Annotated in this window: 18 protein-coding genes; 12 read left to right on the top strand and 6 right to left on the bottom strand. The window is 36.0% G+C overall.

Annotated elements, in window-relative coordinates; all coding sequences use genetic code 11:
* Positions 1-423: 423 nt before the first annotated feature.
* Together GON26_RS06035 and GON26_RS06030 are read right to left on the bottom strand one after the other, a co-directional pair.
* Positions 424-1986, bottom strand: a complete 1563-nt coding sequence (locus GON26_RS06035; protein WP_160373829.1) for a RagB/SusD family nutrient uptake outer membrane protein — start codon at positions 1984-1986, stop codon at positions 424-426.
* A gap of 30 nt (positions 1987-2016) precedes the next feature.
* Positions 2017-4989 carry a SusC/RagA family TonB-linked outer membrane protein gene (locus GON26_RS06030; RefSeq protein ID WP_160373828.1) on the bottom strand — a complete coding sequence of 991 codons (2973 nt, stop codon included), beginning with the start codon at positions 4987-4989 and terminating at the stop codon, positions 2017-2019.
* Between the two features lie 628 nt (positions 4990-5617).
* Between GON26_RS06030 and GON26_RS06025 the strand changes: the two genes are divergently transcribed.
* On the top strand, positions 5618-6307 hold the full coding sequence (locus GON26_RS06025; RefSeq protein ID WP_160373827.1) for an NUDIX hydrolase: 690 nt from the start codon (positions 5618-5620) through the stop codon (positions 6305-6307).
* Positions 6308-6523: 216 nt separating this feature from the next.
* On the opposite strand, the gene fsa is transcribed toward GON26_RS06025, so the two are convergent.
* The 3 genes from fsa to GON26_RS06010 form a co-directional block, all read right to left on the bottom strand.
* Positions 6524-7180: a fructose-6-phosphate aldolase gene (gene fsa, locus GON26_RS06020; protein ID WP_160373826.1), complete on the bottom strand. Its 657-nt coding sequence runs from the start codon at positions 7178-7180 to the stop codon at positions 6524-6526.
* 7 nt (positions 7181-7187) lie between these two features.
* Positions 7188-9242, bottom strand: a complete 2055-nt coding sequence (locus GON26_RS06015) for a transketolase family protein (protein ID WP_160373825.1) — start codon at positions 9240-9242, stop codon at positions 7188-7190.
* A 278-nt stretch (positions 9243-9520) separates the two neighbouring features.
* The gene (locus tag GON26_RS06010) at positions 9521-10519 is read right to left on the bottom strand and encodes a GntR family transcriptional regulator (RefSeq protein ID WP_160373824.1); all 999 of its coding nucleotides are present in this window, start codon (positions 10517-10519) and stop codon (positions 9521-9523) included.
* 103 nt (positions 10520-10622) lie between these two features.
* Between GON26_RS06010 and GON26_RS06005 the strand changes: the two genes are divergently transcribed.
* The 8 genes from GON26_RS06005 to GON26_RS05970 all read left to right on the top strand — a co-directional run bounded on the left by GON26_RS06005 (position 10623) and on the right by GON26_RS05970 (position 19209).
* On the top strand, positions 10623-11675 hold the full coding sequence (locus tag GON26_RS06005; RefSeq protein ID WP_160373823.1) for an aldose epimerase family protein: 1053 nt from the start codon (positions 10623-10625) through the stop codon (positions 11673-11675).
* Positions 11676-11699: 24 nt separating this feature from the next.
* The gene (gene galK, locus GON26_RS06000; protein WP_160373822.1) at positions 11700-12866 is read left to right on the top strand and encodes a galactokinase; all 1167 of its coding nucleotides are present in this window, start codon (positions 11700-11702) and stop codon (positions 12864-12866) included.
* 6 nt (positions 12867-12872) lie between these two features.
* A complete protein-coding gene (locus GON26_RS05995; protein ID WP_160373821.1) occupies positions 12873-13928 on the top strand; it encodes a UDP-glucose--hexose-1-phosphate uridylyltransferase in 1056 nt (351 codons plus the stop codon).
* Positions 13929-13964: 36 nt separating this feature from the next.
* Positions 13965-15650, top strand: coding sequence for a sodium/sugar symporter (locus GON26_RS05990; protein ID WP_160373820.1), 1686 nt, complete (start codon positions 13965-13967; stop codon positions 15648-15650).
* Between the two features lie 111 nt (positions 15651-15761).
* Positions 15762-16544: an L-fucose dehydrogenase gene (locus GON26_RS05985; protein WP_160373819.1), complete on the top strand. Its 783-nt coding sequence runs from the start codon at positions 15762-15764 to the stop codon at positions 16542-16544.
* Positions 16545-16735: 191 nt separating this feature from the next.
* On the top strand, positions 16736-17551 hold the full coding sequence (locus GON26_RS05980; RefSeq protein ID WP_160373818.1) for a hypothetical protein: 816 nt from the start codon (positions 16736-16738) through the stop codon (positions 17549-17551).
* A 24-nt stretch (positions 17552-17575) separates the two neighbouring features.
* Entirely contained in the window at positions 17576-17953 is a 378-nt protein-coding gene (locus GON26_RS05975) for a hypothetical protein (RefSeq protein WP_160373817.1), read from the top strand.
* 2 nt (positions 17954-17955) lie between these two features.
* The gene (locus GON26_RS05970; RefSeq protein ID WP_160373816.1) at positions 17956-19209 is read left to right on the top strand and encodes a hypothetical protein; all 1254 of its coding nucleotides are present in this window, start codon (positions 17956-17958) and stop codon (positions 19207-19209) included.
* Between the two features lie 34 nt (positions 19210-19243).
* Here GON26_RS05970 and GON26_RS05965 read toward each other — a convergent pair whose 3' ends face one another.
* On the bottom strand, positions 19244-20110 hold the full coding sequence (locus tag GON26_RS05965) for an AraC family transcriptional regulator (protein ID WP_160373815.1): 867 nt from the start codon (positions 20108-20110) through the stop codon (positions 19244-19246).
* Positions 20111-20220: 110 nt separating this feature from the next.
* Between GON26_RS05965 and fucP the strand changes: the two genes are divergently transcribed.
* From fucP to GON26_RS05950, 3 genes are read left to right on the top strand one after another with little or no spacing between them, the layout of a single operon-like run.
* On the top strand, positions 20221-21504 hold the full coding sequence (gene fucP, locus GON26_RS05960) for an L-fucose:H+ symporter permease (protein WP_160373814.1): 1284 nt from the start codon (positions 20221-20223) through the stop codon (positions 21502-21504).
* A gap of 9 nt (positions 21505-21513) precedes the next feature.
* Positions 21514-23169: a UxaA family hydrolase gene (locus GON26_RS05955; protein ID WP_160373813.1), complete on the top strand. Its 1656-nt coding sequence runs from the start codon at positions 21514-21516 to the stop codon at positions 23167-23169.
* 34 nt (positions 23170-23203) lie between these two features.
* A complete protein-coding gene (locus GON26_RS05950) occupies positions 23204-23968 on the top strand; it encodes an SDR family NAD(P)-dependent oxidoreductase (RefSeq protein WP_160373812.1) in 765 nt (254 codons plus the stop codon).
* Positions 23969-23971: the final 3 nt, after the last annotated feature.

Below are 23971 nucleotides of genomic sequence, written 5' to 3'. Positions count from 1 at the left end.
CCCCGTCGTTGACGTTGTAATCCCCATCGTTGACGTTCCAGACGTCATCGTTGAGGTTCCGAACCCCGTCGTTGACGTTCCAGACGTCAAATTTTACCTTCAGAACGTCAACGATGGATGAAATAACCTCAACAACGGGGTTCGGAACCTCAACGGAGCATGAAAAGACACGACTGCTTTAGTTATATCATCCAACGTTGGGGTAAACATCCCAAAAATGGCATGATAAAACCAAAATGGTTCTTGCCGAAGCCTACATATTTTGTCTAAGAACGTACTTGTTTGCTAAATGCTTTCTGAGCTTATTTAAAAAAAAATAAAATTCCCTAAAACGTCATTTCTCTTTTTATGATATAATATCAAATGGCAGCTTATAAAAGCTACCAAATGATATTACTAATCTTAACTAACTCAAAATAAATCTTAATAACTGTCGTTTTGTATTGTTCCCGGATTGTTATCCATTTCTAATTGTGGAATTGGGAAATATTCTCTTCCCGGTACATACGAATTAAACTCAACATCTCTGGATTTCAACCAGGCTAATTTCGTAGCATCCTGCAACCATCCCCAACGACGAATATCATCAAAGCGGTGTCCTTCAAGCGGGAATTCTAAGAATCTTTCGTGCGCAATCTGGTCTCTCATTGCTGTCTGTGACAATCCCGGTTTTGCTGTTGCTAAGTTTGGCAAACCTACTCTGTTTCTTACCATTTGGATATAAGTGTAAGCTCCTGGAGTATCACCAGTTTCGTTTAAACATTCCGCATACATCAAAAGGATATCAGCATATCTTAGCAAACGCTCGTTGATTCCGGAACGCCAATCGAATTCGTCAGCATAATTACCATCCGAGTTTTGGTATTTTCTACAGAATAAATCATTTAAGTCTCCAGGGTTTGCAGCATACGTAGTCGCAAAATCTTTACCGTACAATTGCATTCCGCCTGGTTTGTTATAGAATACTGTAGCATCTAAACGAGGATCTACTGCTCCTGAAGTTGTTTTTTCTATCTGATAATCATTAAACAAAGCCCATGTTGGCTGAACATCTGTAAATCCAAATCCTCTTGCTCCATAGGTAATAGCTCTTGCTGAAGTTTTTCCCCAACCTGTTGCCGGAGCTCCACCCCAGCCTAAATCGACACCACCTGCATCTCTGCTAAATTGTACTTCGAATAAGGACTCTGAATTATTTTCATTAGTATCTGTAAAATTATCTCTATAGTTTGACACTAAAGAATATATGCCTAAGTCTATAACTTGTTTAAAAGTAGTTCTGGCATTATCAAAATCTTTAGTAAACAAATACGCTTTTCCTAAATATCCTAAAGCAGCACCTTTTGTAGCACGTCCTTTTTCGCCTGCATCAAGTCCCGAAACACTGGTATAAGATGTCGGTAATAAATCAGCCGCTGCTTTAAAGTCAGCAATTACCTGAGCCCAACCTTCAGCCTCTGATTTTTGAGGATAGAAAGTCGCTATTTCTGTTGGCAGCGGTACATTCTTGAACATGTTTACAGCATGAAACAAATACAATCCTCTCAAGAAATAAGCCTGTCCTAAGATTCTGTTTTTAAGGGCTTCGTCCTGCATTCCGATACCTGGCACATTCGTAAGCACCTGATTGGCACGGTAAATTCCCTGATAATAGGTTTCGTAAGCCCAGCCATAAATAGCAGCATCGGTAACATTCGAGTTAAAACGCCCTACATTGGCCATTGACCCCCACGGACTGTTACTACGGGTATCGTCTGCTTTTAAATCTAATAAAAGCGGCGTACTACGCATATAAGTACCATCTGTCAATAAACTGCCATAAGCTGCATTTACGCCTCTTAATGCGTCATCATCTGTTTTCCAGAAGGATTCAGCAGTTTCAACGTTAGGATCTGCCTGTAATAAATCTTCATCACTCACACAGCTTGTCATTACGACAGAAAGTGAGAAGAAGATGGTGATATAAGTATATATATTATATTTCATTTTGATTCTTTTTAATTGTTTGGACTTTGATTAAAACTGTATTTCAACTCCTAAAGAAATTGTTCTCGGATTTGGGAAAGAACCTGCGTCGTATCCTCTTGAAAACAATCCGTCGTTACTATTAAAATCAGGATCATATCCTCTATAGTCACTAAGTATTAACAAGTTTTGCCCGTTAACATACACATTGGCACTATTGATAAATTTATTGTCTTTAAGCGGAATCGTATAGCCTATTTGCATGGTTTGCAGTTTTAGGTAATCCCCTTTTTCGATAAATCTGTTTGAATCTCTTGCATTTCCGTTTGGATCTCCAATAATAGGGCGTGGAACGTTAGTATCTGTATTGGTTGGTGTCCAGTAATCTAACATATCTGTATGATGATTTCCATAATCTCCAATCATTAAGTTACGATACATTCCGTTGAAAACATTATGTCCTCCTGCACCTTGCCAAAACATCGAGAAATCAAAGTTTTTATATTCTGCACTAAAATTAAAACCGTAGCTGTATTTAGGAATCGTTACTCCCTGATACGTTCTGTCGGCATCTGTAATAGCACCATCACCGTTAATATCCTTAAATTTCTGATCTCCAATTCCTGCATTAGTCTGCGTTGGTGAATTTGCTAAATCATCAGCGTTTTGAAAAATACCATTCGTTTCATAAGCAAAAATTTCACCTATTGATCGGCCTACTTCTGTTTTTGAAGCTGCTCCGTATATTGGATTACCATCAATACCTATTTGTAGTACTTCATTTTTTAGTGTACCTAAATTTGCCGAAATATTATATTTGAATGCGTGGTGGCGATTGTTATACGTTGCTGTAAACTCTAAACCTGTATTCTTAACGGCTCCTGCATTTGTAGTAACATTTGCCGGGAATGCTCCAGTTGAAAAAGGTAATGGAACACCAATCAATAAATCAGTAGATTTTTTCTCATAATATTCTCCTGTAAACTGAAGATCATTATTTAGGAAACCTAATTCAAGAGCAACATTGGTTGTACTTGTGTTTTCCCAGGACACATTAGGATCAATTGCGCTAACTACAGTTGTTCCGGGAGCAAGATTATTATTAAAATCATATCCTGCAAACTTGTTTATGGTTGTAGTATAAGCGTATGGTGCAATCGTGTTGTTACCTAATTCACCATAACCTCCTCTAATTTTGATAGTATTAAACCATTCCGGTAAATGAATAAACTTTTCGTTACTTAGTTTCCATGCTCCTGAGAAAGAGTAAAAATTACCCGTATTATTTTCCTCAGCAAAAAGCGATGTTTTATCCTGTCTGAAGTTTGCTGTAACAAAATAACGGTCATCAAAAGAGTAATTTAATCTGCTTAAGTATGAAATACCTGTAATGGTTCTGTTGTATTCTCCCGCACTAATATCTACAGTAGCGTATTCAATCTGACTGATACTACCGTATTTATACCCTGTACCTTTAGACCAATGGTTGTAATTATCTGTTTTTTCCTGAATCCAACCTGCTAAAGCCTCTATTTTATGTTTTCCAAGCGTAGTTTCATAAGTCAGTAAGTTATTCAGGAATGTTCTCGATTCATGACCCGTACTTACATCTAAAGTAGATTCATCTGCTTTAGTAACATAATACCATCCTAAATCGCTTTCCGGAATATATCTTCTGTTTTGCCAGTCCACGCGGTCAAAACTTGCATCTAGTTTGTATTTTAATCCTTTTACAATTTCCAATTCTCCCCAGATATCACCTATGAAACGATTTCTTTTTCCGTTATTGGTAATTAAATTATTAAACCCAATTGCATTCATTGAGATCGCTTTCTGAGTCAAAACATCTGTACCTCCATAACCTCCTAATCGGTTAGGGTCATAAACCGGCATTGTTGGAATTGCGCCTAATAAATCAGCAATTGCAGATTGTCCTGCATTGTATTCGTTGAAATTTTCTTTATCCGATTGTGTGTATCCTAATTTAGCACCGTATTTTAACTTGCCTTTTTTACCGTATAAATTCAGGTTAGTAGAAAGTCTTTCATACTCCTGTGGTGATTTTACATAACTGCTGTTGTTAAAATAATCTACATTCATATTGTAGCCTAAACTTTCAGCTCCACCATTAAAAGTTAAAGAGTGGTTTTGAACAATACCGGTCTCAAAAGCTTCTTTTTGCCAATCGGTATTTACATTATTGATATAATAAGGACTGGTAGGGTCATTTCCAGGAGCTATTGTAAGACCTTTATTTTTTTCCGCTTCGGTTGTAATTTTTTGGTAACCTAGTCTATCAGTCAGAGACCATTCCCTAGCCACACTCTGAAGCCCTACAAGTGATTTGTATTTAATGTCTAACTTACCTGCTTTTCCTTTTTTAGTAGTAATAATTACAACTCCATTAGCTCCACGAACACCATAAATAGCAGCCGAAGATGCATCTTTTAATACCTGCATCGATTCGATATCGCCAGGTGCAAAATCATAAGGAGAGTCAACAATCATCCCATCAATTACAAAAAGAGGGTTGTTGTTACTAAACGAATTGATACCTCTAATTTTAATATTTACAAAGCCTCCCGGCTCTCCTGATGACTGTACCGTTACTCCGGCAACCTGCCCCTGAAGCATTTTAGCAGGGTCATATGTTACTGTTTTTTTGGCATTCTCCATATTAACAACACTTACAGAACCTGTAAGGTCAGATTTCTTTTGAGTACCGTACCCGATAACGACTACTTCGTTTAGTTTATTAGTGTCTTCGCCTAAAGCAACATTTACTTTTGATTGCGTTCCTACCGCTACTTCTTTGTTCTGAAATCCTATAAACGAGAAAACTAAAATATCGTTTGGCGATGCTTTAATCGAATATTCTCCATCAAATCCAGTTGTGGTTACTGTCTTTGTTCCTTTTATCATAATATTAACTCCCGGCAAAGGCAATTGGTCCTGAGCCGAAGTAACAACTCCGCTAATCTGTTTGTCCTGAGCCGACAGCTGATTAACAGAAAATAATAGCATAATGAGTGCTATAAGCCATTCTTTTTTTGGCAATAAAAAATTGCAATAAAAAAATAATCTCTGGTTTGTTATCATATTGGTTTAATTAAGTTGGTTAGTTAATAATTATAAGTGTTGATTTTACATTTGTAAATTTAACTAAAAAAAAACCTCAAAAACAAATTAATATGGCAAAAAAAACGATGAAAAAAAATACATATCATAAATTAAGTGTGAAAACAACATTTAAAAATTGATGGTTTTTTCAATAAAACGGCTTTTTTGTTGTGTAATTTGTGTAAAATCAACACTTTTAGGAAAAAAGCCAACATTTACTCAAAAAAAGAACTTCTTAAAAAAAACCAAAAAAAGAGCAAAAAAGACGAATTGAAAGGTTTACAAAGGGCTGAAATAAACTTGTGTTGTAAAAAAAATCTTGTTTATTACGATAATGTTTTTCACTTTTGCAATATGATTTTATAAAAAAACGTCTTTACGGCTCTCGAAAACGATTGAGAAATGAAAATTTTATTAAAATTTAGTTCAAAAAGACTTCTTTTGCTTTACGTATTATTTAAGTGTAAAAACTACATTAATAAATTATAAAACAACTGAGGAAGTTTATTATATTTACCAAAAAAAACAGCGTATGTTAAACAGTTATAGCTCTGCAGATAAGGTTTTATTAGCAGTAGATTGTATCATTTTCGGTTTTGATAATCAGGGTTTGAAAATACTATTGATTAAAAGAGATTTTGAACCTGAAAAAGGCAAATGGTCATTAATTGGAGGTTTTTTAAAAAGAGATGAAGTACTTGATAATGCCGCTATCCGAATTTTGAATACCTACACAGGGTTAAACGATATTTATATGGAGCAGTTATATGCTTACAGCGAAATTGACCGTGATCCTGTCGAAAGAACCATTTCGGTTTCGTATTATGCTTTAATCAATATCGAAAATCATAACGCCGAAATGATAAAAAATTACCATGCACAATGGTTTAGCATAGCAGAAGCTCCTGATTTGATTTTTGACCACAACGAAATGTTGCAGCATGCCATTAGAAGACTTCGTTACCGCACTTCTATAAAACCAATTGGTTTTGAATTGCTACCGGAGAAGTTTACGATGCGTCAGTTACTGGAACTATACGAAGCCATTTTGAGTAAAGAATTAGACAAGCGTAATTTTATCAGTAAAATTAATTCGCTTGAGATTCTGAATAAACTCGATGAAAAAGATATGCAATCCTCCCGAAAAGGATCTTATTTATATACTTTCAACAAAGAAAAATACGAAGAGAAATTACTGAACGATTTTGTGCTGAATTTATAAATTTGGACCACGGATTTTACAGATAAGACGGATTTACACTGATTTTATTTTTTGAAACATTCTTAAAAAAACAAACCCTGAAAGCCACAAACTTCCAGGGTTTTTTCTTCAATAAAACTACATTAAAAAACTAAACAAAAATTTAGTATGTTGTTTCGTCAGGACTTCAATAAAGCAAAAATTCCGATATTAATTCCGTGACAGAAATTTGTTTTTTTAACTATTTCCTTTTTGATAATCGGCTAGAAATGTTGCCAGTCCGATATCGGTAAGCGGGTGTTTTAATAATCCTTCGATTGCGCTTAAAGGTCCGGTAATAACATCCGATCCTGTTTTGGCACAATTGATAATGTGCATTACATTACGAACCGATGCTGCCAGAATTTGCGTTTCGAAACCATAATTATCATAAATCAAACGAATCTCTTCGATGAGGTTCATTCCATCAGTCGAAATATCATCTAAACGGCCAATAAAAGGCGATACATAAGTAGCTCCGGCTTTGGCTGCCAATAAAGCCTGACCTGAGGAAAAAACTAAGGTACAGTTTGTTTTAATTCCTTTATTCGAGAAATATTTAATGGCTTTTACGCCTTCTTTTATCATCGGGATTTTTACCACAATCTGCGGATGTAAAGCGGCTAATTTTTCGCCTTCGGCAATCATGCCTTCAAAATCTGTCGAAATTACTTCGGCACTAACATCGCCATCAACCAGCTCGCAAATTTTTACATAATGATCCAGAATATTTTGGGCTCCGGTAATTCCTTCTTTCGCCATCAGCGTTGGGTTAGTCGTAACTCCGTCCAGAACGCCTAAATCATTCGCTTCTTTAATATCTTTTAAGTTGGCTGTATCTATAAAAAACTTCATGTATTCTTTATTTTGTTGAATTAAAATTATTTTCCTGTAAATATTTAATGATTTCCAAACAGGCAATTTTACTCGTAAAGCCCAGTTTTTCATCCAAAACCGAAGCCGGAGCTGAATAAGCAAAATGATCCAGTCCGAACACTTTACCGTTGCTTCCTGCCAAACTTTCCAGGTTAACCGGAAGTCCTGCTGTAAGACCAAAAACCAATTTTCCGGCAGGAATTACGCTTTCCTGATATTCCTTTGATTGTGCTCTAAAAAGCCCTTCTGAAATAACAGAAGCCACATTTATTTTGATGGCCAGTGTTTTTTCAAGTTCAGCTGCGGCTTCGACAAGAGTGGCTACTTCAGAGCCATTTGCTATTAAAGTAATATCCGGATTTTGAGTAGCTTTTACCAAATAACCTCCTTTTTGGGCCTCAAGAGCCTCTTGGAATCGGGAGTTTCCGTTAGTTGGAATGTCTTTGATATCCTGTCTGGACAAAATTAAACCTGTTGGTGTTTTTTTGTTTTCTAAAGCCATTTGCCAGGCTACTGAAGTTTCTACAGCATCGGCAGGGCGTAGGGCTACAAAACTCTGATCGCCCGAATGGTTTTTTATTTTTTCTAATAATCGAATTTGTGCTTCCTGTTCGATTGGCTGGTGCGTTGGACCGTCTTCACCTACGCGGAAAGAATCGTGTGTCCAGATATATTTTACCGGTAATTCCTGAATGGCAGATAAACGAATGGCAGGTTTCATATAATCTGAAAACACAAAAAACGTTGCCACCACCGGAATAACGCCACCATGAAGTGCGATTCCGTTTGCGATTGCTGCCATCGTTAACTCGGCAACTCCAGCTTGTAGAAAACCTCCGCTAAAATTATTTTTCTGCAATACCGATGATTTTTTCAAAAACCCATCTGTTTTATCACTGTTCGATAAATCGGCCGATGAAACAATCATGTTTTCTACATTTTCTGCCAAATATCCTAATACTGCTGCCGAAGCATCACGTGTCGCGGCATTTGGTTTTTGTGTAATGCTGCCAAAATCTAATGCTGGCAATTCTCCGGAAAAAAACTGTTTTATCTTTTGAGCCAAATCAGGATGCTGTTTTTCCCAAGCCGAAAATTTCGTTTTTCTCTCTGCTGCTTCTGCTGTTTTTTTAGCAATTGTATTTTTATAATGTGCTGCGACTTCTTCATAAACAGCAAATGAATCTTCTGGATTGGCTCCTAAATTTAAAAGTGTTTTTACGAAATCCGCTTTTGTTGCTCCAATGGGTTTACCATGCAATTCACATTGACCTTCATACATTTTTCCATCAGCCGTAACACAGCCTTTGCCCATAATGGTTCTTCCGATGATTAATGTTGGCTTTTCTTTTTCGTTATGAGCTTCGTTTAAAGCCTGACGAATTTCGGTATGGTTGTGTGCATTTATCGTAATCACTTTCCAGCCCCATGACTCGTATTTCATGGCGGTATTTTCTGTAGTAACTTCATCAGTCATAGACGATAATTGCACGTCATTTGAATCGTAAAACATGATAAAATTGTTCAGTCCCAAATGTCCTGCGATACGTCCTGCTCCTTGCGAGATCTCTTCCTGAACTCCACCATCGGTAATAAAACCATAAATTTTATGATCGAATAAATCTTCGAATCTGGCTCCTAAAAACTTTGCTGCGATTGCCGCTCCAACTCCCATCGCATGACCCTGACCTAATGGTCCCGAGGTATTCTCGATTCCTCTTTTTACATCAATTTCAGGGTGACCCGGCGTTACAGAACCCCATTGTCTGAAATTCTGAAGGTCGTTTTTTTCGTAATTTCCAAGCAAATAATATTGTGCATACATCAATGCAGAAAGGTGTCCTGCATCCATAAAAAAACGATCCCTAAAAATCCAGTTCATGTCTGACGGATCGTATTTTAAAAACTCAGTATATAAAATGTGCATATAATCAGCTCCTCCCATTGCGCCTCCGGGATGTCCTGAATTTGCTTTTTCGACCATCGAAATGGCTAAAGCTCGTATGTTATCTGCTGCTAATTGATCTATTTTGTTATTCATTTTTAAAGTAAATCTATGGGTTGGGTTAATAGTCTTTTTTTGAATTTGTTTCGACTGAATTTAATAAAAGAAAAATGCTACAAATGAGCATTCCAAACAAATAAAAAATAAGTGTAAAATTTACATTTACAAATGTAAGCAAAATAATTTCACAAAAACAAAAAATTGTTTCCTTATTTTTTTTATTAATAAACTATCGAATCAACAAACAAAAAAGCTTTTAATTATAATATTCCAATAAATAAGAGCTAAACACGGTGCTAAATCATTTTAGTATTTTACAAAGAATTGCGCATAATGAGCGAAGATTTATTTTCGATTTGTTCTTTTTTGCCGGACAAAATCATTTTAGCCATAATTTTCCCCATGTCTTCAAAATGGGTCGAAATGGTAGTAATTCCGTTTTCCACTACTTTTTTAAGCGGTGTTTCGTTGTAGGATATAATGCCAAAATCTTTTCCCAGTTCTAAATGCTGTGATTTGGCTTTTTCGATTACACGTACTAAGTCACGGTCATTCGGAATGATATAAACTTCGCCCTCCTGAATTTCGCGATCTCTAAATTCGGTGATTACTTCATGTTCATATTTAAAATCTTTGCAAAAGTTAAGAAAACCTTCTTTCATTCCCAGAGGCTCTCTAAAACCAGGGAAAATCATGATTAGTTTCTGGTATTTATTCAACTTTGATTTTCCTTTTAGTAAAGCATCGTAAATGTCTTTTACAAAATTTTGATATACCGAAGGGTACGAAAGCAAAGCCGGATTGGTTTGGTCCAGAATAAAAACATCATCGACTGGTAGGGTTTTTATATACTCAGCAGCTTCAGCCAAATTAGTAGGCATAATGATGTATTTTGTATAGGCTCCATTATTATCATTTATCAGCTTTTTGAATACCTGAATATTGAAGTAGTAAAAAAAGATGTCCACCTGCACCTCATCGCCTATGTTTCGAAGGAAGGAAATGTAAATATCTTCCTTAAAATTATTGAGCTCGTCAAACAGTAAAAAAAGCCTCTCTTTAATTGTAATCTCTACACTTTTAACGTAATAACCCTTTCCGGGAATGGCATAAATAATGCCTCTTTTTTTGAGTTCATCATAAGCTAACAAAACAGTATCACGCGACAAAGAAAAGGCCAGACATACTTTATTCACAGAGGGTAAACGGTCCCCTTTTTTCAGATTTTTCTCCTTAATTGCCTTTTCTACAGAAGCAATTATCTGCTTGTATTTGGGTACTCCAAGGTTGTTTTGAATCGAAATTATATTCATAAAAATGATGCTTTTTTTCGCAAGATACAAAAAACTGGTAGGTACTGGTATGAGTGGTCTTAAAATATATATATTTTTGAATTTCATATTTCACAATAAAATTATGGAAATAAAACACATTTCTCATTTTGAGGATAACTCTCTCGCTAAATCGTTTGGTTTTACACCAAATAACGAAGCAGTTTATTTATATGAATTAGTAAATAAAAACGGCATGCGAGTTCAGATTATCAATTATGGTGCAACAGTAACCTCGTTACAGGTGCCTCTTGAAAATGGCGAACTAAAAGATGTTGTTTTAGGCTTTGATACTTTAGAATCTTATATAAAATCTTATGATTTGCCAAGTCCTCCTTATTTTGGAACAACTGTAGGAAGATATGCCGGAAGGATAAATAAAGGCATTTTTTCATTAAATAATAAAACCTATCAGCTTGAAGCTAATAATGGAGAGAATGCACTTCATGGCGGATTAACTGGTTTTGGTAAAAAAATCTGGAACGTTACTCATCTAACCAGTGGCGAAAATCCATCCATTACATTATCGCTTTTAAGTCCGGATAATGATCAGAATTATCCTGGCGAACTGCTTGTTGCTTTAACCTACACTTTATCTGAAGACAACGAATTACAATTAGAATATAAAGCAACCTCCACCGAAGATACTGTTATCAATCTAACGCATCATAGTTATTTTAACCTCAATGGTCATGATTCTAAAGTTACGGATCAGGAGATGATTATTAACTCAGAAAAAATGCTGGAAACTAAAACAGATAATATCCCAACCGGGAATTTCGTTTCGCTTTCCGATCATGCTTTTGATTTTAGAACACCTAAAAACTGTCCGTCGAGCATTGATAATTCTTTTGTAATTGAATCTCATGCTGATGTTGCTGCGGCACTTTATAGCCCCACAACCGGACTTAGAATGACGGTTTACACGGATCAGCCAAGTGTGCATATTTATGTGGGAGGAAATTGTTTTGATATTTTAAAAGGAAAAGAAAATCAAAATTACCATCCTTTAAGTGGAATTTGTTTTGAAACACAAAACTTTCCGGATGCTCCAAATCAGGCACATTTTCCGAGTTCGGTTTTGAAAAAAGGAGAAGAATATCATCAGAAAACCGTTTATAAATTTCAATCTATTTAATCAAAAACATACAATTTTAATCTAATGAATGAGCTTTTAATACAAACCACATCTCAATTCTTTCAGGAAAAATTTGGTCAGGCACCTCAAAAAATAGTGCTTTCTCCAGGACGTATTAACATTATTGGAGAACACGTTGACTATAACGACGGCTATGTTTTGCCTGCAGCTATAGACAAGGTAATTTGTTTTGCATTAGAAAAAAACAATACTAAAAAATCAAGAGTTATTGCCATTGATTTGAATGATGAGTTTGAATTTGATTTGACAAAAGAAATTCAGTTGAGCGAGAATGTGTGGACCAATTATGTTTTGGGAGTAGTTAAACAATTGCAGGATAATGGTTTTTCGTTTGAAGGATTCAACTGTGTTTTTAGCAGTAATATTCCGGTAGGTTCTGGATTGTCATCATCAGCAGCTTTAGAGTGCGGAATGATTTTTGGCATCAAAGAACTTTTTGACTTAAAAATAGAAAAGAAAGATATTGCTTTGTTAGGACAAAAAGCAGAACACTGGGTTGGTATTAATTGTGGTATCATGGATCAGTTTTCAAGCGTTCACGGACTTGAAAATAAAGTTATAAAATTAGATTGCAATACATTAGAGTTTAGTTATCACGATGCCAACTTTAAAGATTATTCTTTGATTTTATTTGATAGTAATGTAAAACATTCTCTTTTCACCTCAGAATACAATACCCGAAGAATTGAATGTGAAACAGGTTTATCGATTATAAAACAAAATTTCCCTGAAATAAAAAGTTTTAGAGATTGTTCAGAAGAGCAGCTTTTAAGCATTCAGGACAAAATAGACCCAACTGTTTTTAAGAGAGTTCATTATGTTGTAAAAGAAATCAAACGTGTAACACAGGCGTGTGAGGCTCTTGACAACGGAAATATCGAATTTTTAGGACAATTACTTTTTGAAACTCACGATGGCTTATCAGCTGAATATGAGGTGAGTTGTGCCGAGCTGGATATGCTCGTAAACGCAGCAAAACAAGAGGATGCGATAGTAGGATCACGCTTAATGGGAGGCGGTTTTGGAGGGTGCACCATTAATTTAATAAAAAAAGGTTACGAAAATGAGTTAAAAAATAAGTTTTCGTCCCATTATTTAGATACTTTTGGAATTGAATTAAAATTTTACGACGTAAAAATCGGAAACGGAACATCAATTTATACCACCTAGAATTACATGAAAAATTTTGACATTAACGAAGATCCTCACAGACGTTACAATCCATTAATTAATGAATGGGTTTTGGTTTCACCGCATCGCGCAAAAAGACCTTGGCAAGGGCAAAACGAGCCTCTGATTACAGAAACATTGCCTAAATATGATCCAACTTGTTATTTGTGTCCTGATAATGTACGGGCAAACGGGGTAAATAACCCTAAATATGACGGTTGTTTTGTTTTCGAAAATGATTTTGCTGCTATGAAGCAGGACGAAATCATGTACGAAGACGATATTAGACAAACTTTTTTTAAAGCAAAACCGGAGAGAGGAATTTCCCGCGTAGTTTGCTTCTCGCCAAGACACGATTTGACTTTGCCGGAAATGAGTATCAGCGGAATTGAAAATATTATTCGTACCTGGCAAAAAGAATACACCGATTTGGGTGCTATAAAATACATCAATCACGTTCAGATTTTTGAAAATAAAGGAAGCGTGATGGGATGCAGTAATCCGCATCCGCATGGGCAAATCTGGGCGCAGTCATCATTGCCAACTCAGGTCGAAAAAACCCAAAAAAGCTTAAAAGATTATTATTCCAGAAACCAGAAATCGCTTTTGGGAGATTATCTTAAAGCTGAATTAAATAAAGAAGACCGTATCGTTATCGAAAACGATCATTTCGTAGCATTGGTTCCGTTTTGGGCAATCTGGCCTTACGAAACGATGATTATCAGTAAAAGACATTTTGGAAGAATTACTGATTTTACTGCTGAAGAAACGACTTCTTTTGCTAAAATATTAAAGCAATTAACGATTAAATACGATAATCTTTTTAATACTTCTTTCCCATATTCGTCAGGAATACATCAGGCTCCTACCGACGGGAATGAACACGAAGAATGGCATTTTCACATGCACTTTTATCCACCATTATTGCGATCCGCAACGATCAAAAAGTTTATGGTTGGATACGAAATGATGGGTGAATCACAACGTGATATTACTCCTGAAAAAAGTGCTGCTATTTTAAGAGAATTACCGGATGTACATTATAAATCAGAAACAAAATAAAAATCACATCTATTAACTTTACAAATACTATTCACAATGAACCAAAACCTTGCTTTCGCAGATTATGCGGTATTTATCATTTATTTCATCGTAGTTTCTGCCTACGGTTTTAGCGTTTATCACAAACGTAAAAAAGACGAACAAGATGCCAAAGCTTACTTTTTAGCAGAAGGAAATTTAACCTGGTGGGCTATTGGAGCATCTTTGATTGCCTCTAATATTTCGGCTGAGCAATTCATCGGAATGAGTGGTGAAGGTTTCTTTTTAGGAATCGCTGTTGCTGCTTACGAGTGGTTAGCTGCTGTAGCTCTTATTATTGTTGCTGTATGGTTTATTCCTGTTTATCTTAAGAACAAGATTTACACCATGCCTCAATTCTTAAAAACACGTTACAACGAATCTACCGCTTTGATTATGGCTGTGTTTTGGTTGTTTTTGTATGTTTTTGTAAACTTAACTTCGATTTTATATCTTGGAGCTGTTGCTATTAATGGTCTTGCCGGTGGAGAATACCTGCACGTAATCATGGTAGGATTGGCTTTATTTGCCCTAATTATTTCTTTAGGAGGAATGAAAGTGGTAGCATACACAGATGTTATTCAGGTTGCTGTATTGATTATTGGAGGTTTAGTTACTTCGTACATCGCCTTGACAACTGTTGGACAATATTTTGGTGTAGGCGAAAATGCTATTGCTGGTTTCAAAGTTTTGATGAGAGAAGCTCCTGAGCATTTCAAAATGATTATCCCAAAACCAACGGCAACTTCTTCTCAATTAGAAATTGATAAATATTTGACATTCCCTGGTTTAATGTCTTACCTTGCTGGTATCTGGATCATCAACCTTAACTACTGGGGTTGTAACCAATACATTACTCAAAGAGCACTTGGTGCTGACTTGCAAACTGCGCGTACAGGAATTTTATTTGCCGGTATGTTGAAATTATTAATGCCGCTTATCGTAATGTTACCTGGTATCGCTGCTTACGTTTTATATACAAACGGACATTTACCACAATTAGTGGGAGGAAAAGACGGTGCTTACTCAGCTGTATTGACTTTCTTACCAACCGGTTTAAAAGGACTTTCAGTAGCGGCACTTACTGCTGCGATTGTAGCTTCATTAGCTGGTAAAGTAAACAGTATCTCAACTATTTATACATTAGACATTCATAAAAAATACATCCAAAAAGAAGCGGGTGAAAAACAACAGGTAAATATTGGTCGTATTGCCGTTTTTGCTGCTATGCTTTTGGCTGTTTTATTTACATGGAATGATATTCTTGGAATTGGTGGTGTTGGTGGATTTACCTATATCCAGAAATACACAGGATTTATCAGCCCTGGAGTTTTTGCTATGTTCTTCCTTGGTATGTTCTGGAAAAGAACGACAGGAACTGCAGCCATCGTGGGTGTAATTTTAGGATTTGTTTTATCTGTATTATTCAACGAATATGCTCCAATGTTATTCGGAAACGAAACGTTGTTGTACACAGCTTATCCTAACGGAAAAGGAGCTTATGAAATTCCGTTCCACATTTGTATGGGATTATCATTCTTCTTTACCATGTTGGCTATGATTGGAATCAGTTTCGCTGGACCAAAAGTAAATCCTAAAGCGTTTGAAATTGACTCTGAAATGTTTAAAGTAAAACCACAAACTACGGTTTTAATCGTAATTACGTTATTAATCATTGTTGCGTTATACGTTAAATTCTGGTAAAATAATTGGCCCAAATCTATTCTTATTTATTTTTTATAGCTGTTGATATGAGTTCGATAGCTATAAAGAATAAAATGCTTAACCTCTTTTTTTAAATAAAACTTCCCTAATATGCAATTATCTCTTTCAGAAAAAATCATTGTGGTCACAGGCGGAGCAAAAGGAATTGGTTTAGGAATTTGCAACGTATTGGCCAACGAAGGCGCCATCCCATTTATAGTGGGGCGAAATGAAGCCGACAACTTACAAGCCGTAAACGAAATTTTAGCTTCAGGAAAAAAAGCATTTCAGGTAAAAGCAGATCTCACTTTACCTGAAGATTGCAAAAAAGCAATTGAAGCGGTTATTGCACAATGTGGACGAATTGATGGTTTGGTAAATAACGCCGGAGTTAATGATGGTGTAGGTCTGGAAAACGGAAACTATGAAGACTTTATCGCTTCGTTACACAAAAATCTGGTACATTATTATTTGATGGCACAACATGCGCTTCCTTTTTTAATAAAATCAAAAGGAGCTATCGTAAACATTGGTTCTAAAACTGCCGAAACCGGACAGGGAGGAACTTCCGCTTATGCAGCTTCTAATGGTGGTCGAAATGCCCTAACGCGAGAATGGGCTGTCGAATTGTTAAAATACAGCATTCGTGTAAATGCGGTTGTGGTAGCCGAATGTTTTACACCGCTTTATCAAACCTGGATTGATACTTTTGAAAATAAAGAAGAAAAACTGGCATCGATAACGCAAAAAATTCCATTAGAAAACAGAATGACAACGGTAGATGAAATTGCCAATATGGTTACGTTTCTTTTATCCGAAAGATCAAGCCATACCACGGGTCAGATTATTTATGTTGATGGCGGTTATACTCACTTAGACCGTTCCATTTCATAAAATGATCGCTGAGGATTAATTTTATTACATCAAAAAAATACTTAAAAGTTTACCGGAGTAACATTCGGTAAACTTTTTTTTGTTTAAAATACTCCCTTGAAATTCAGGTATTTTTCCCCTTGTATTCCATTAAAAAACAAATTACTTTTACAGAAATAACCTACCTAATTATAACCTTAAAAATTTGCATCATGGATACCTTAAGAATTTCATTATGGCTGAATATTGGTTTAATCCTTCTTCTTGTCGTAGGTTGTGTTTACATTATAAAACTGATTAAAAGCAAAACGGTTGACGAAAGCGGTATTGATAAAATAATTGATTTGTATAAAGTAGTTCTCATCACAACGGTTTCGGCCATCATTGCTAATATCGTAGCTGATTATTTTAAAGAGCGCGATTACGACAAAAATGAAATGATGACGTTTAATGAATATATTCCGTATGTAATTGACACCACTGGTGCAATAGACAAAAAAATAAACTTCTGTAAATTTTTTGCTTCTGTAACGCCAAAAGGAGATTTAAGAGACGGCTGGGAAAAATATACGCTGTATCTGGAAACCGAAAAAGGTAAACTGCAAAACATCACCAACAGTTCGAAAGCAAAAACCGAATCCCTGATACAAAAAGATGTTCCTCCAACCAACGAAGAACTTGCCAATCTGGAAACCGAAGAAGCGCAGAAACAAAAAATACTCACCAATATTAATGCTGTTGAAAACACATCCTATCTTGTAATTTTGGGAGCCGATAATAATGTTAAAGACACCGAACCTGAAATAAAGTGGGCAAAAGAGCATATCAATCCTAATGCGATTATTTATAAAAAAAGAAATTGGTACAGGACTGTTATTCCTGTAAATACGACTTATGAAGATGCAAAAGCCATTGCAAAACAAGTAAGAAGCATTGCACCTAAAAGAGGCGCCTATGTCGTTTCGCTTAAAACATGGTGCAGCAGTACCACCTTTTCCCCAGAAGAAAATTGTATTATCTGTAATTAAATTTATTCATTTCAATTTCAAAATATGGCAACCAATACTACGTTAGATACTTTATATATAGTAAATTCGAGTAATCGAAAAGTAACTCTTGAATTGCTTGTTGGTGAAGAAGGACAAACTTCCTTAACCAACATCAAACTGAACAATGGATCTGTCATAACCGATCTTGCAGGAAATTTTGAAAAAGCCGAAATAGGAAAAAATGCAGATCTCAACGGTAAAGTTTTAAGGATTACAACAACGATTGCCGATACCTCAAAAACTACTAATCTGACCTCTTTGACTATCAAACTTTCAGGCGGATTCCTGACCAGAACTTATCCTTTGTTTAAATTAGTTGATAGCGAAGGGGAATCTGTAGATTATATCTGTAACATTGAATTCTTTAATCCAACACTTTAAAAATGGAAAAGAAAATTTATTTACTGCTTATTTTTATCGCCTGTTGTTCGACCATAAAGGCTCAGGAAAGTACGGATCTGGATTTGCTCAGGGCGCCTATATCACCAGCTTCTAACTTACTTGGTTTTGCGCAAAGCGAAATTGACAAACCTACCGATGTTTCTGATTTTATGGCTTCGATACAATCAGCTACAAATGCCTATACTACCCTGCCCTCTAATTATGCTATAGATCTGGCTCCTTTCTGGCTTTTGAGAAATAAGGTAAATATGGGCGACATTTCAACTGTTGGACTCGAAAAATCCTCTGGAAAGAATGTTTTAAAACAAACCCTGGTCCTGTCAATCGCTATAAAAAATCCGGATTCAATTGCTGCCGGATTCAATCACAACAGTACTTATGCCGGTCTTGGATTTCGATTTTCTATCTACAGAGGCGACTATGATTTTACTACCAAACAAAAACTGCATCAGATTGCAGAACTTCAAAAATTAAAATTGAGTTTTATTGATAAAAAAGCAGATTCTATTTATGATAATCTTCCAACAGAAATTAATGAGCTAAAGGAAAAAAGAAAAAGAATATTTACTGATTTTGATTCTAATGATGAATCTGCAGATAATATTGCTCTGGGAGAACTACTGTATAAAAAACAAAGTAAACTCGACTCTATTATCAGTATTAAAATTGAAGAATTGTTTAACTCAGGAGAAAAATCAGAAGATTCAAAAACGATAGACGACAAAATAAAAAAACTGGCTTCAGAATTTCAGCTGGCCCGAGTTGGTTTTAGCTGGGAAGTTTCCGGTGGTGTGAGCAATGAGTTTCGCCAGAAGAATTTCAACAATTCAAAGCTTTACAATGCTGGTCTCTGGACAACTTTAGGATACACCTGGGAAAAATCAGGCGCGCTGCTCGGAATTCTGCGCTATCTATATAATCCCGACAAGATTTTTGCATTAGATGATTTGACGAATGAGATAAAAAACATCTCTACTTTTGATACCGGATTGCGTTATATTGTGGGAGGGCCTCAATCAAAATTCAACGGAAGTTTAGAAGCCGTTTACCGAAGTGTCCTGAACAAAGATACCTATGATTCTTCCTGGAGACTGATGCTTAACTTAGATTATGCAGTTTTAAAAAATCAAAAACTAACGTTCTCTTTTGGTAGAAATTATGACGGAACTACGAACGATGACAACAACTTAATCGCCACATTGGGAACGGTATTTGGTTTTGGAAATAAACGCTAAATTTTTCTTTTTTTTTAAAGCCATTTTAAAGTAGTTAGATTTCCATATTCTTTTTATACTCACTAGGCGTCATTCCGGTAAATTTCCTGAACAATTTATTAAAATTAGAAGCTGTTGTAAAACCACATTCGTAAGCAATCTCTGAGATACTCATATCGGTTTCGATCAAAAATTTACAGGCATTCGAAACCCTTATTTCGTTAAGGTATTCTACAAAATTCTTCTTTGTTTTGGTTTTAAACATTCGGCAAAATGAGGTTGGTGTCATATTCGCAACCTCAGCAATTTCATGAAGTAAAATATCCTTTTGATAATGGTCTTTTACATATTGAAAAACCTCTGTAAGCCTGTCTTTTTTAGACTCCTTATGCAAGGCCGAGTAAATTTCATTATTAATGTAAGTCCTGTCTTCATCCTCAGAAAGAATAGAAAGGATTTCGAAAAGCCCAATAATTATTTCAAAGTCTTTTTTGGCAACAAGTTTCTCCAGCTTCTTCGCAATTCGGGTATTTGTTTTTCCTGTAATTGAAATTCCTTTACCGGCCTGATGAAACAATTCATTTATTTTTTGGGTTTCTTTTAATTCATAAAATGCCGGTCCAAAAATATCCTTACTAAAATAAACCACTATTGCTTTGGCTTTCAAGGTCGAAATTCCTCTGTAATACATTTCATCATTCAACCATACATGCGGAATATCAGACCCCAGGAAAACCATATCACCGGCTTCAAAAGGCATGACCGAATTACCAATGATCCGCTTGCCAAAACTTTCTTTTATATACACCAATTCAAGTTCAGGATGTGAATGAAAAGGCGATTGAAAAAAAGGTTCCTCCCGATTCAAAACTGAAACAGTTGTATTTAAATAAGATGTTATTTTCGTTTGTTCAAGTTTCATGTCCTGCAAAGATAATTAATGATTAAACAAGGATAATATCGAATCACTGTTTAACATTCAAAAATTATAATTTTAAATTTTATTAAATGTAAAAATAAACGCTAAAAATTATGGAACCAACTGTTTTGTCAGAAAACAATTCTGATTCATCGATTTCGACTTCAAAAAAATGGCTTTTCCCTTTTATTTTGGTTACCAGTTTATTTTTCTTTTGGGGATTTGTACACAATCTGGATCCGATTTTAATTCCACACCTTCGTAAAGCATTTAATTTAACCGATCTTGAATCCTCTTTAATTGATTCGTCTGTGTTCATTGCTTATTTTGCTATGGCTTTGCCTGCGGGCTACATCATGCGAAAATACGGTTACAAATCAGGTATTCTCATCGGCTTGCTTTTATTTGGTATTGGTTCGGTTTTGTTTGTTCCTGCTGCTAATTTACTTGAATATAATTACTTTTTAGGTGCCTTGTTTATCATCGCCTGCGGCCTGACCTTTTTAGAAACAGCCGCAAATCCGTATGTCACTATCCTGGGACCTTCAGAAACCGCAACACAAAGACTCAATTTTGCACAATCCTTTAATGGACTTGCCGCTTACATTGCGCCTGCCTATATTGGCCCGCTTATTTTATCAGACAAAGTTTTATCAGACCAGCAGGCAAAAGCAATGTCAGCAACCGAAATGCACACTTATTTGGCAACAGAAGCAGCAAGTGTAAAAATGCCTTACCTAACTTTAGGCATCATTATTTTAGTGATTGCACTGATTTTTTATTTTACACCAATGCCTGACATCAAAGAAAAAACAGATACTCAGGCAGCCAGTTTCAAAGACGCTTTAAAATCCATAAAACTAAAATGGGGCATAGTAGCACAATTTTTCTATGTAGGTGCGCAGGTATGTGTAGGGAGTTTTTTCATCAAAATGGCTACTACAACTGCTGGTATTTCAGAATCTTCAGCGGCCAAATATCTGGGTCTTTTTGGATTGTTTTTCATGCTTGGAAGATTCGCCGGAACTTATTTCATGAAATTTATTCATCCTAAAAAATTACTGCTATTATACGCTCTTATCAACATTATACTTTCTGTTGTAGCCATTACCGGATCAGGAATGCTGGTGGTTTACACCCTGATTGCTATTGCATTTTTTATGAGCATTATGTTTCCTACCATTTTCTCTATGGGAATTGATGGTTTGGAACAAAACACTAAAATTGGATCTTCTTTAATTGTAATGTCAATCGTGGGCGGGGCTTTATTGCCTCCGGTACTCGGACTCATTTCAGATGAAACCGGAAGCATTCAGAACGGTTACATTGTTCCTTTGATTTCTTTTGTGGTCATTGCTCTTTTTGCTTACAAAGGACTCCAAAAAGTTAGATTATAAAATAATTATATGTTAGAAAATAAAACAAAAAAACAAGTGGTTAAACTGCATCCGGACGATAATGTCCTGGTTGCCTTAACCGATTTGCAAAAAGGCGAAATAATTACTTTTGAGTCTGAAGATTACACTTTAGCTGAAACCATAAAAGCCAAACATAAATTTTATATGCAGGATATGCTTCAGGGAGCTGAGGTTATTATGTATGGGGTTTTGGTTGGAAAAGTCCAAAACGATGTAGCGAAAGGAAGTTTTATGACTACCGAAAACTTAAAACATGCCGCCGATCCTTATAGCTATAAAGACTCCACTTTTTCATGGCAGGCTCCTGATGTTACGAAATACAAAAATCAGACTTTTAAAGGATATAAACGAAAAGACGGACGTGTAGGAACCGCCAATTACTGGTTGTTTGTTCCAACTGTTTTTTGCGAAAACCGAAATCTGGATGTTATTAAAGAAGCTTTACATAACGAATTGGGCTATGCTGTAAGTGACAAATATACCCGATATACGCATCAATTACTGCAAAGTTATCAGGACGGAGAAGACATTCAATCTGTAGAAATAGCACTCAGTCCTTCTTCAAAAAATGATCGTGTATTTCAGAATGTTGACGGAATCAAATTCCTGAATCATCAGGGAGGCTGCGGTGGTACGCGTCAGGATGCTGCTACTTTAAGTGCTTTACTGGCTTCTTATGCCAATCATCCTAATGTGGGTGGTATTACTTTATTAAGTTTAGGATGCCAGCATTTGCAGGTACAGGATTTTTTAGACGATATCAAAAAGCAAAACCCGGAATTCGACAAACCTTTATTTGTTTTTGAACAACAACAAACCAAAAGTGAAGAATTCCTAATTACATCTGCCATAAAACAAACGTTCGAAGGTCTGATCGAAATCAACAAATATGAAAGAACTCCAGCACCTTTAAGTGACTTATGTATTGGTGTAAAATGTGGCGGAAGTGACGGTTTTAGCGGTGTTTCGGCCAACCCGGCTGTGGGTTACACTTCGGATTTAGTAGTGGCTTTGGGAGGAAAAATTCTTTTAGCAGAATTCCCGGAATTGTGCGGAGCCGAACAGAATTTAATCGATCGCTGCACATCAGAACCAACCGCTAAAAAGTTTATTGATTTAATGGAATCTTATGATGCTTTGGCTCATAAAGTAGGTTCAGGTTTCCACATGAATCCATCACCGGGAAACATCAAAGACGGTCTGATTACTGACGCTATAAAAAGCGCAGGAGCGGCTAAAAAAGGCGGAACTTCGCCGGTGGTAGATGTTTTGGATTATACCGAATTAGTTACCAAACCCGGATTGAATTTAGTTTGTACACCCGGCAATGATGTAGAAGCCACTACCGGAAAAGCAGCTTCCGGAGCAACTTTAATTTTATTTACTACAGGATTAGGAACGCCAACCGGAAACCCGGTTTGTCCTGTTATTAAAGTAGCTACAAATTCTGTTTTAGCGACGAAAATGAAAGACATTATTGATATTGATTGCGGTCCCATTATCAGCGGAGAAAAATCAATTGAAGAAATGGGCGAAGAAATTCTGGACTATTGCATCAAAGCAGCCAGTGGCGAAATCATACCCAAAGCGGTACAACTTAATCAGGACGATTTTATTCCATGGAAACGTGGCGTATCTTTATAAAACATTACATAAAAAAAACCTTAAATCGTAACAGATGTTTTCATTACAAAATAAAAAAGCAGTCATAACAGGCGGAGGAAGCGGAATCGGAAGAGCCATTTCGGTTTTATTTGCCAAACAGGGAGCCGAAGTTCACATTCTCGAACTTACAGCCGAAAGCGCGAAAGAAACTGTAGAAGAAATAAAAACCAACGGAGGAACTGTTTTTGCACACGCCTGTGATGTTTCGAATCATCAGGAAGTAAAAACTACTTTCGAGAAAATGGGCAATATTCATATTCTGGTAAATAATGCCGGAATTGCACACGTTGGAAAAGTAAATACCACTTCAGAAACCGATTTTGACCGCATCATGAATGTCAATGTAAAAGGTGTTTACAATTGTCTGCACGCTTCTATTGCCGGATTAAAAAGCTCCGGAGGAGGTGTTATTCTAAATCTGGCTTCGATTGCATGCTGGGTTGGAATTCCGGATCGTTTTGCTTATTCTACTGCCAAAGGAGCTGTAATGGCGATGACGTTGTCTGTTGCCAAAGATTATCTAAAAGAAAATATCCGATGTAATTCGATTTCGCCAGCAAGAGTACACACTCCTTTTGTTGATGGATTTATAGCCAAAAATTATCCGGGTAAAGAAGAAGAAATATTCGAAAAATTATCACAATCACAACCCATAGGACGAATGGGTAAACCCGATGAGGTTGCTACGCTGGCTTTATTTCTGTGTAGCGATGAATCATCCTTTATCACCGGTTCTGACTATCCTATAGACGGGGGTTTCATTAAATTAAACAATTAAAAA

It is taken from the genome of Flavobacterium hydrocarbonoxydans (assembly GCF_009789235.1).
In the GTDB taxonomy this organism is placed as follows: Bacteria; Bacteroidota; Bacteroidia; order Flavobacteriales; family Flavobacteriaceae; genus Flavobacterium; species Flavobacterium hydrocarbonoxydans.
Note: the sequence above shows the minus strand (reverse complement) of the source record. Positions and strands in the feature narration are given on the sequence as shown.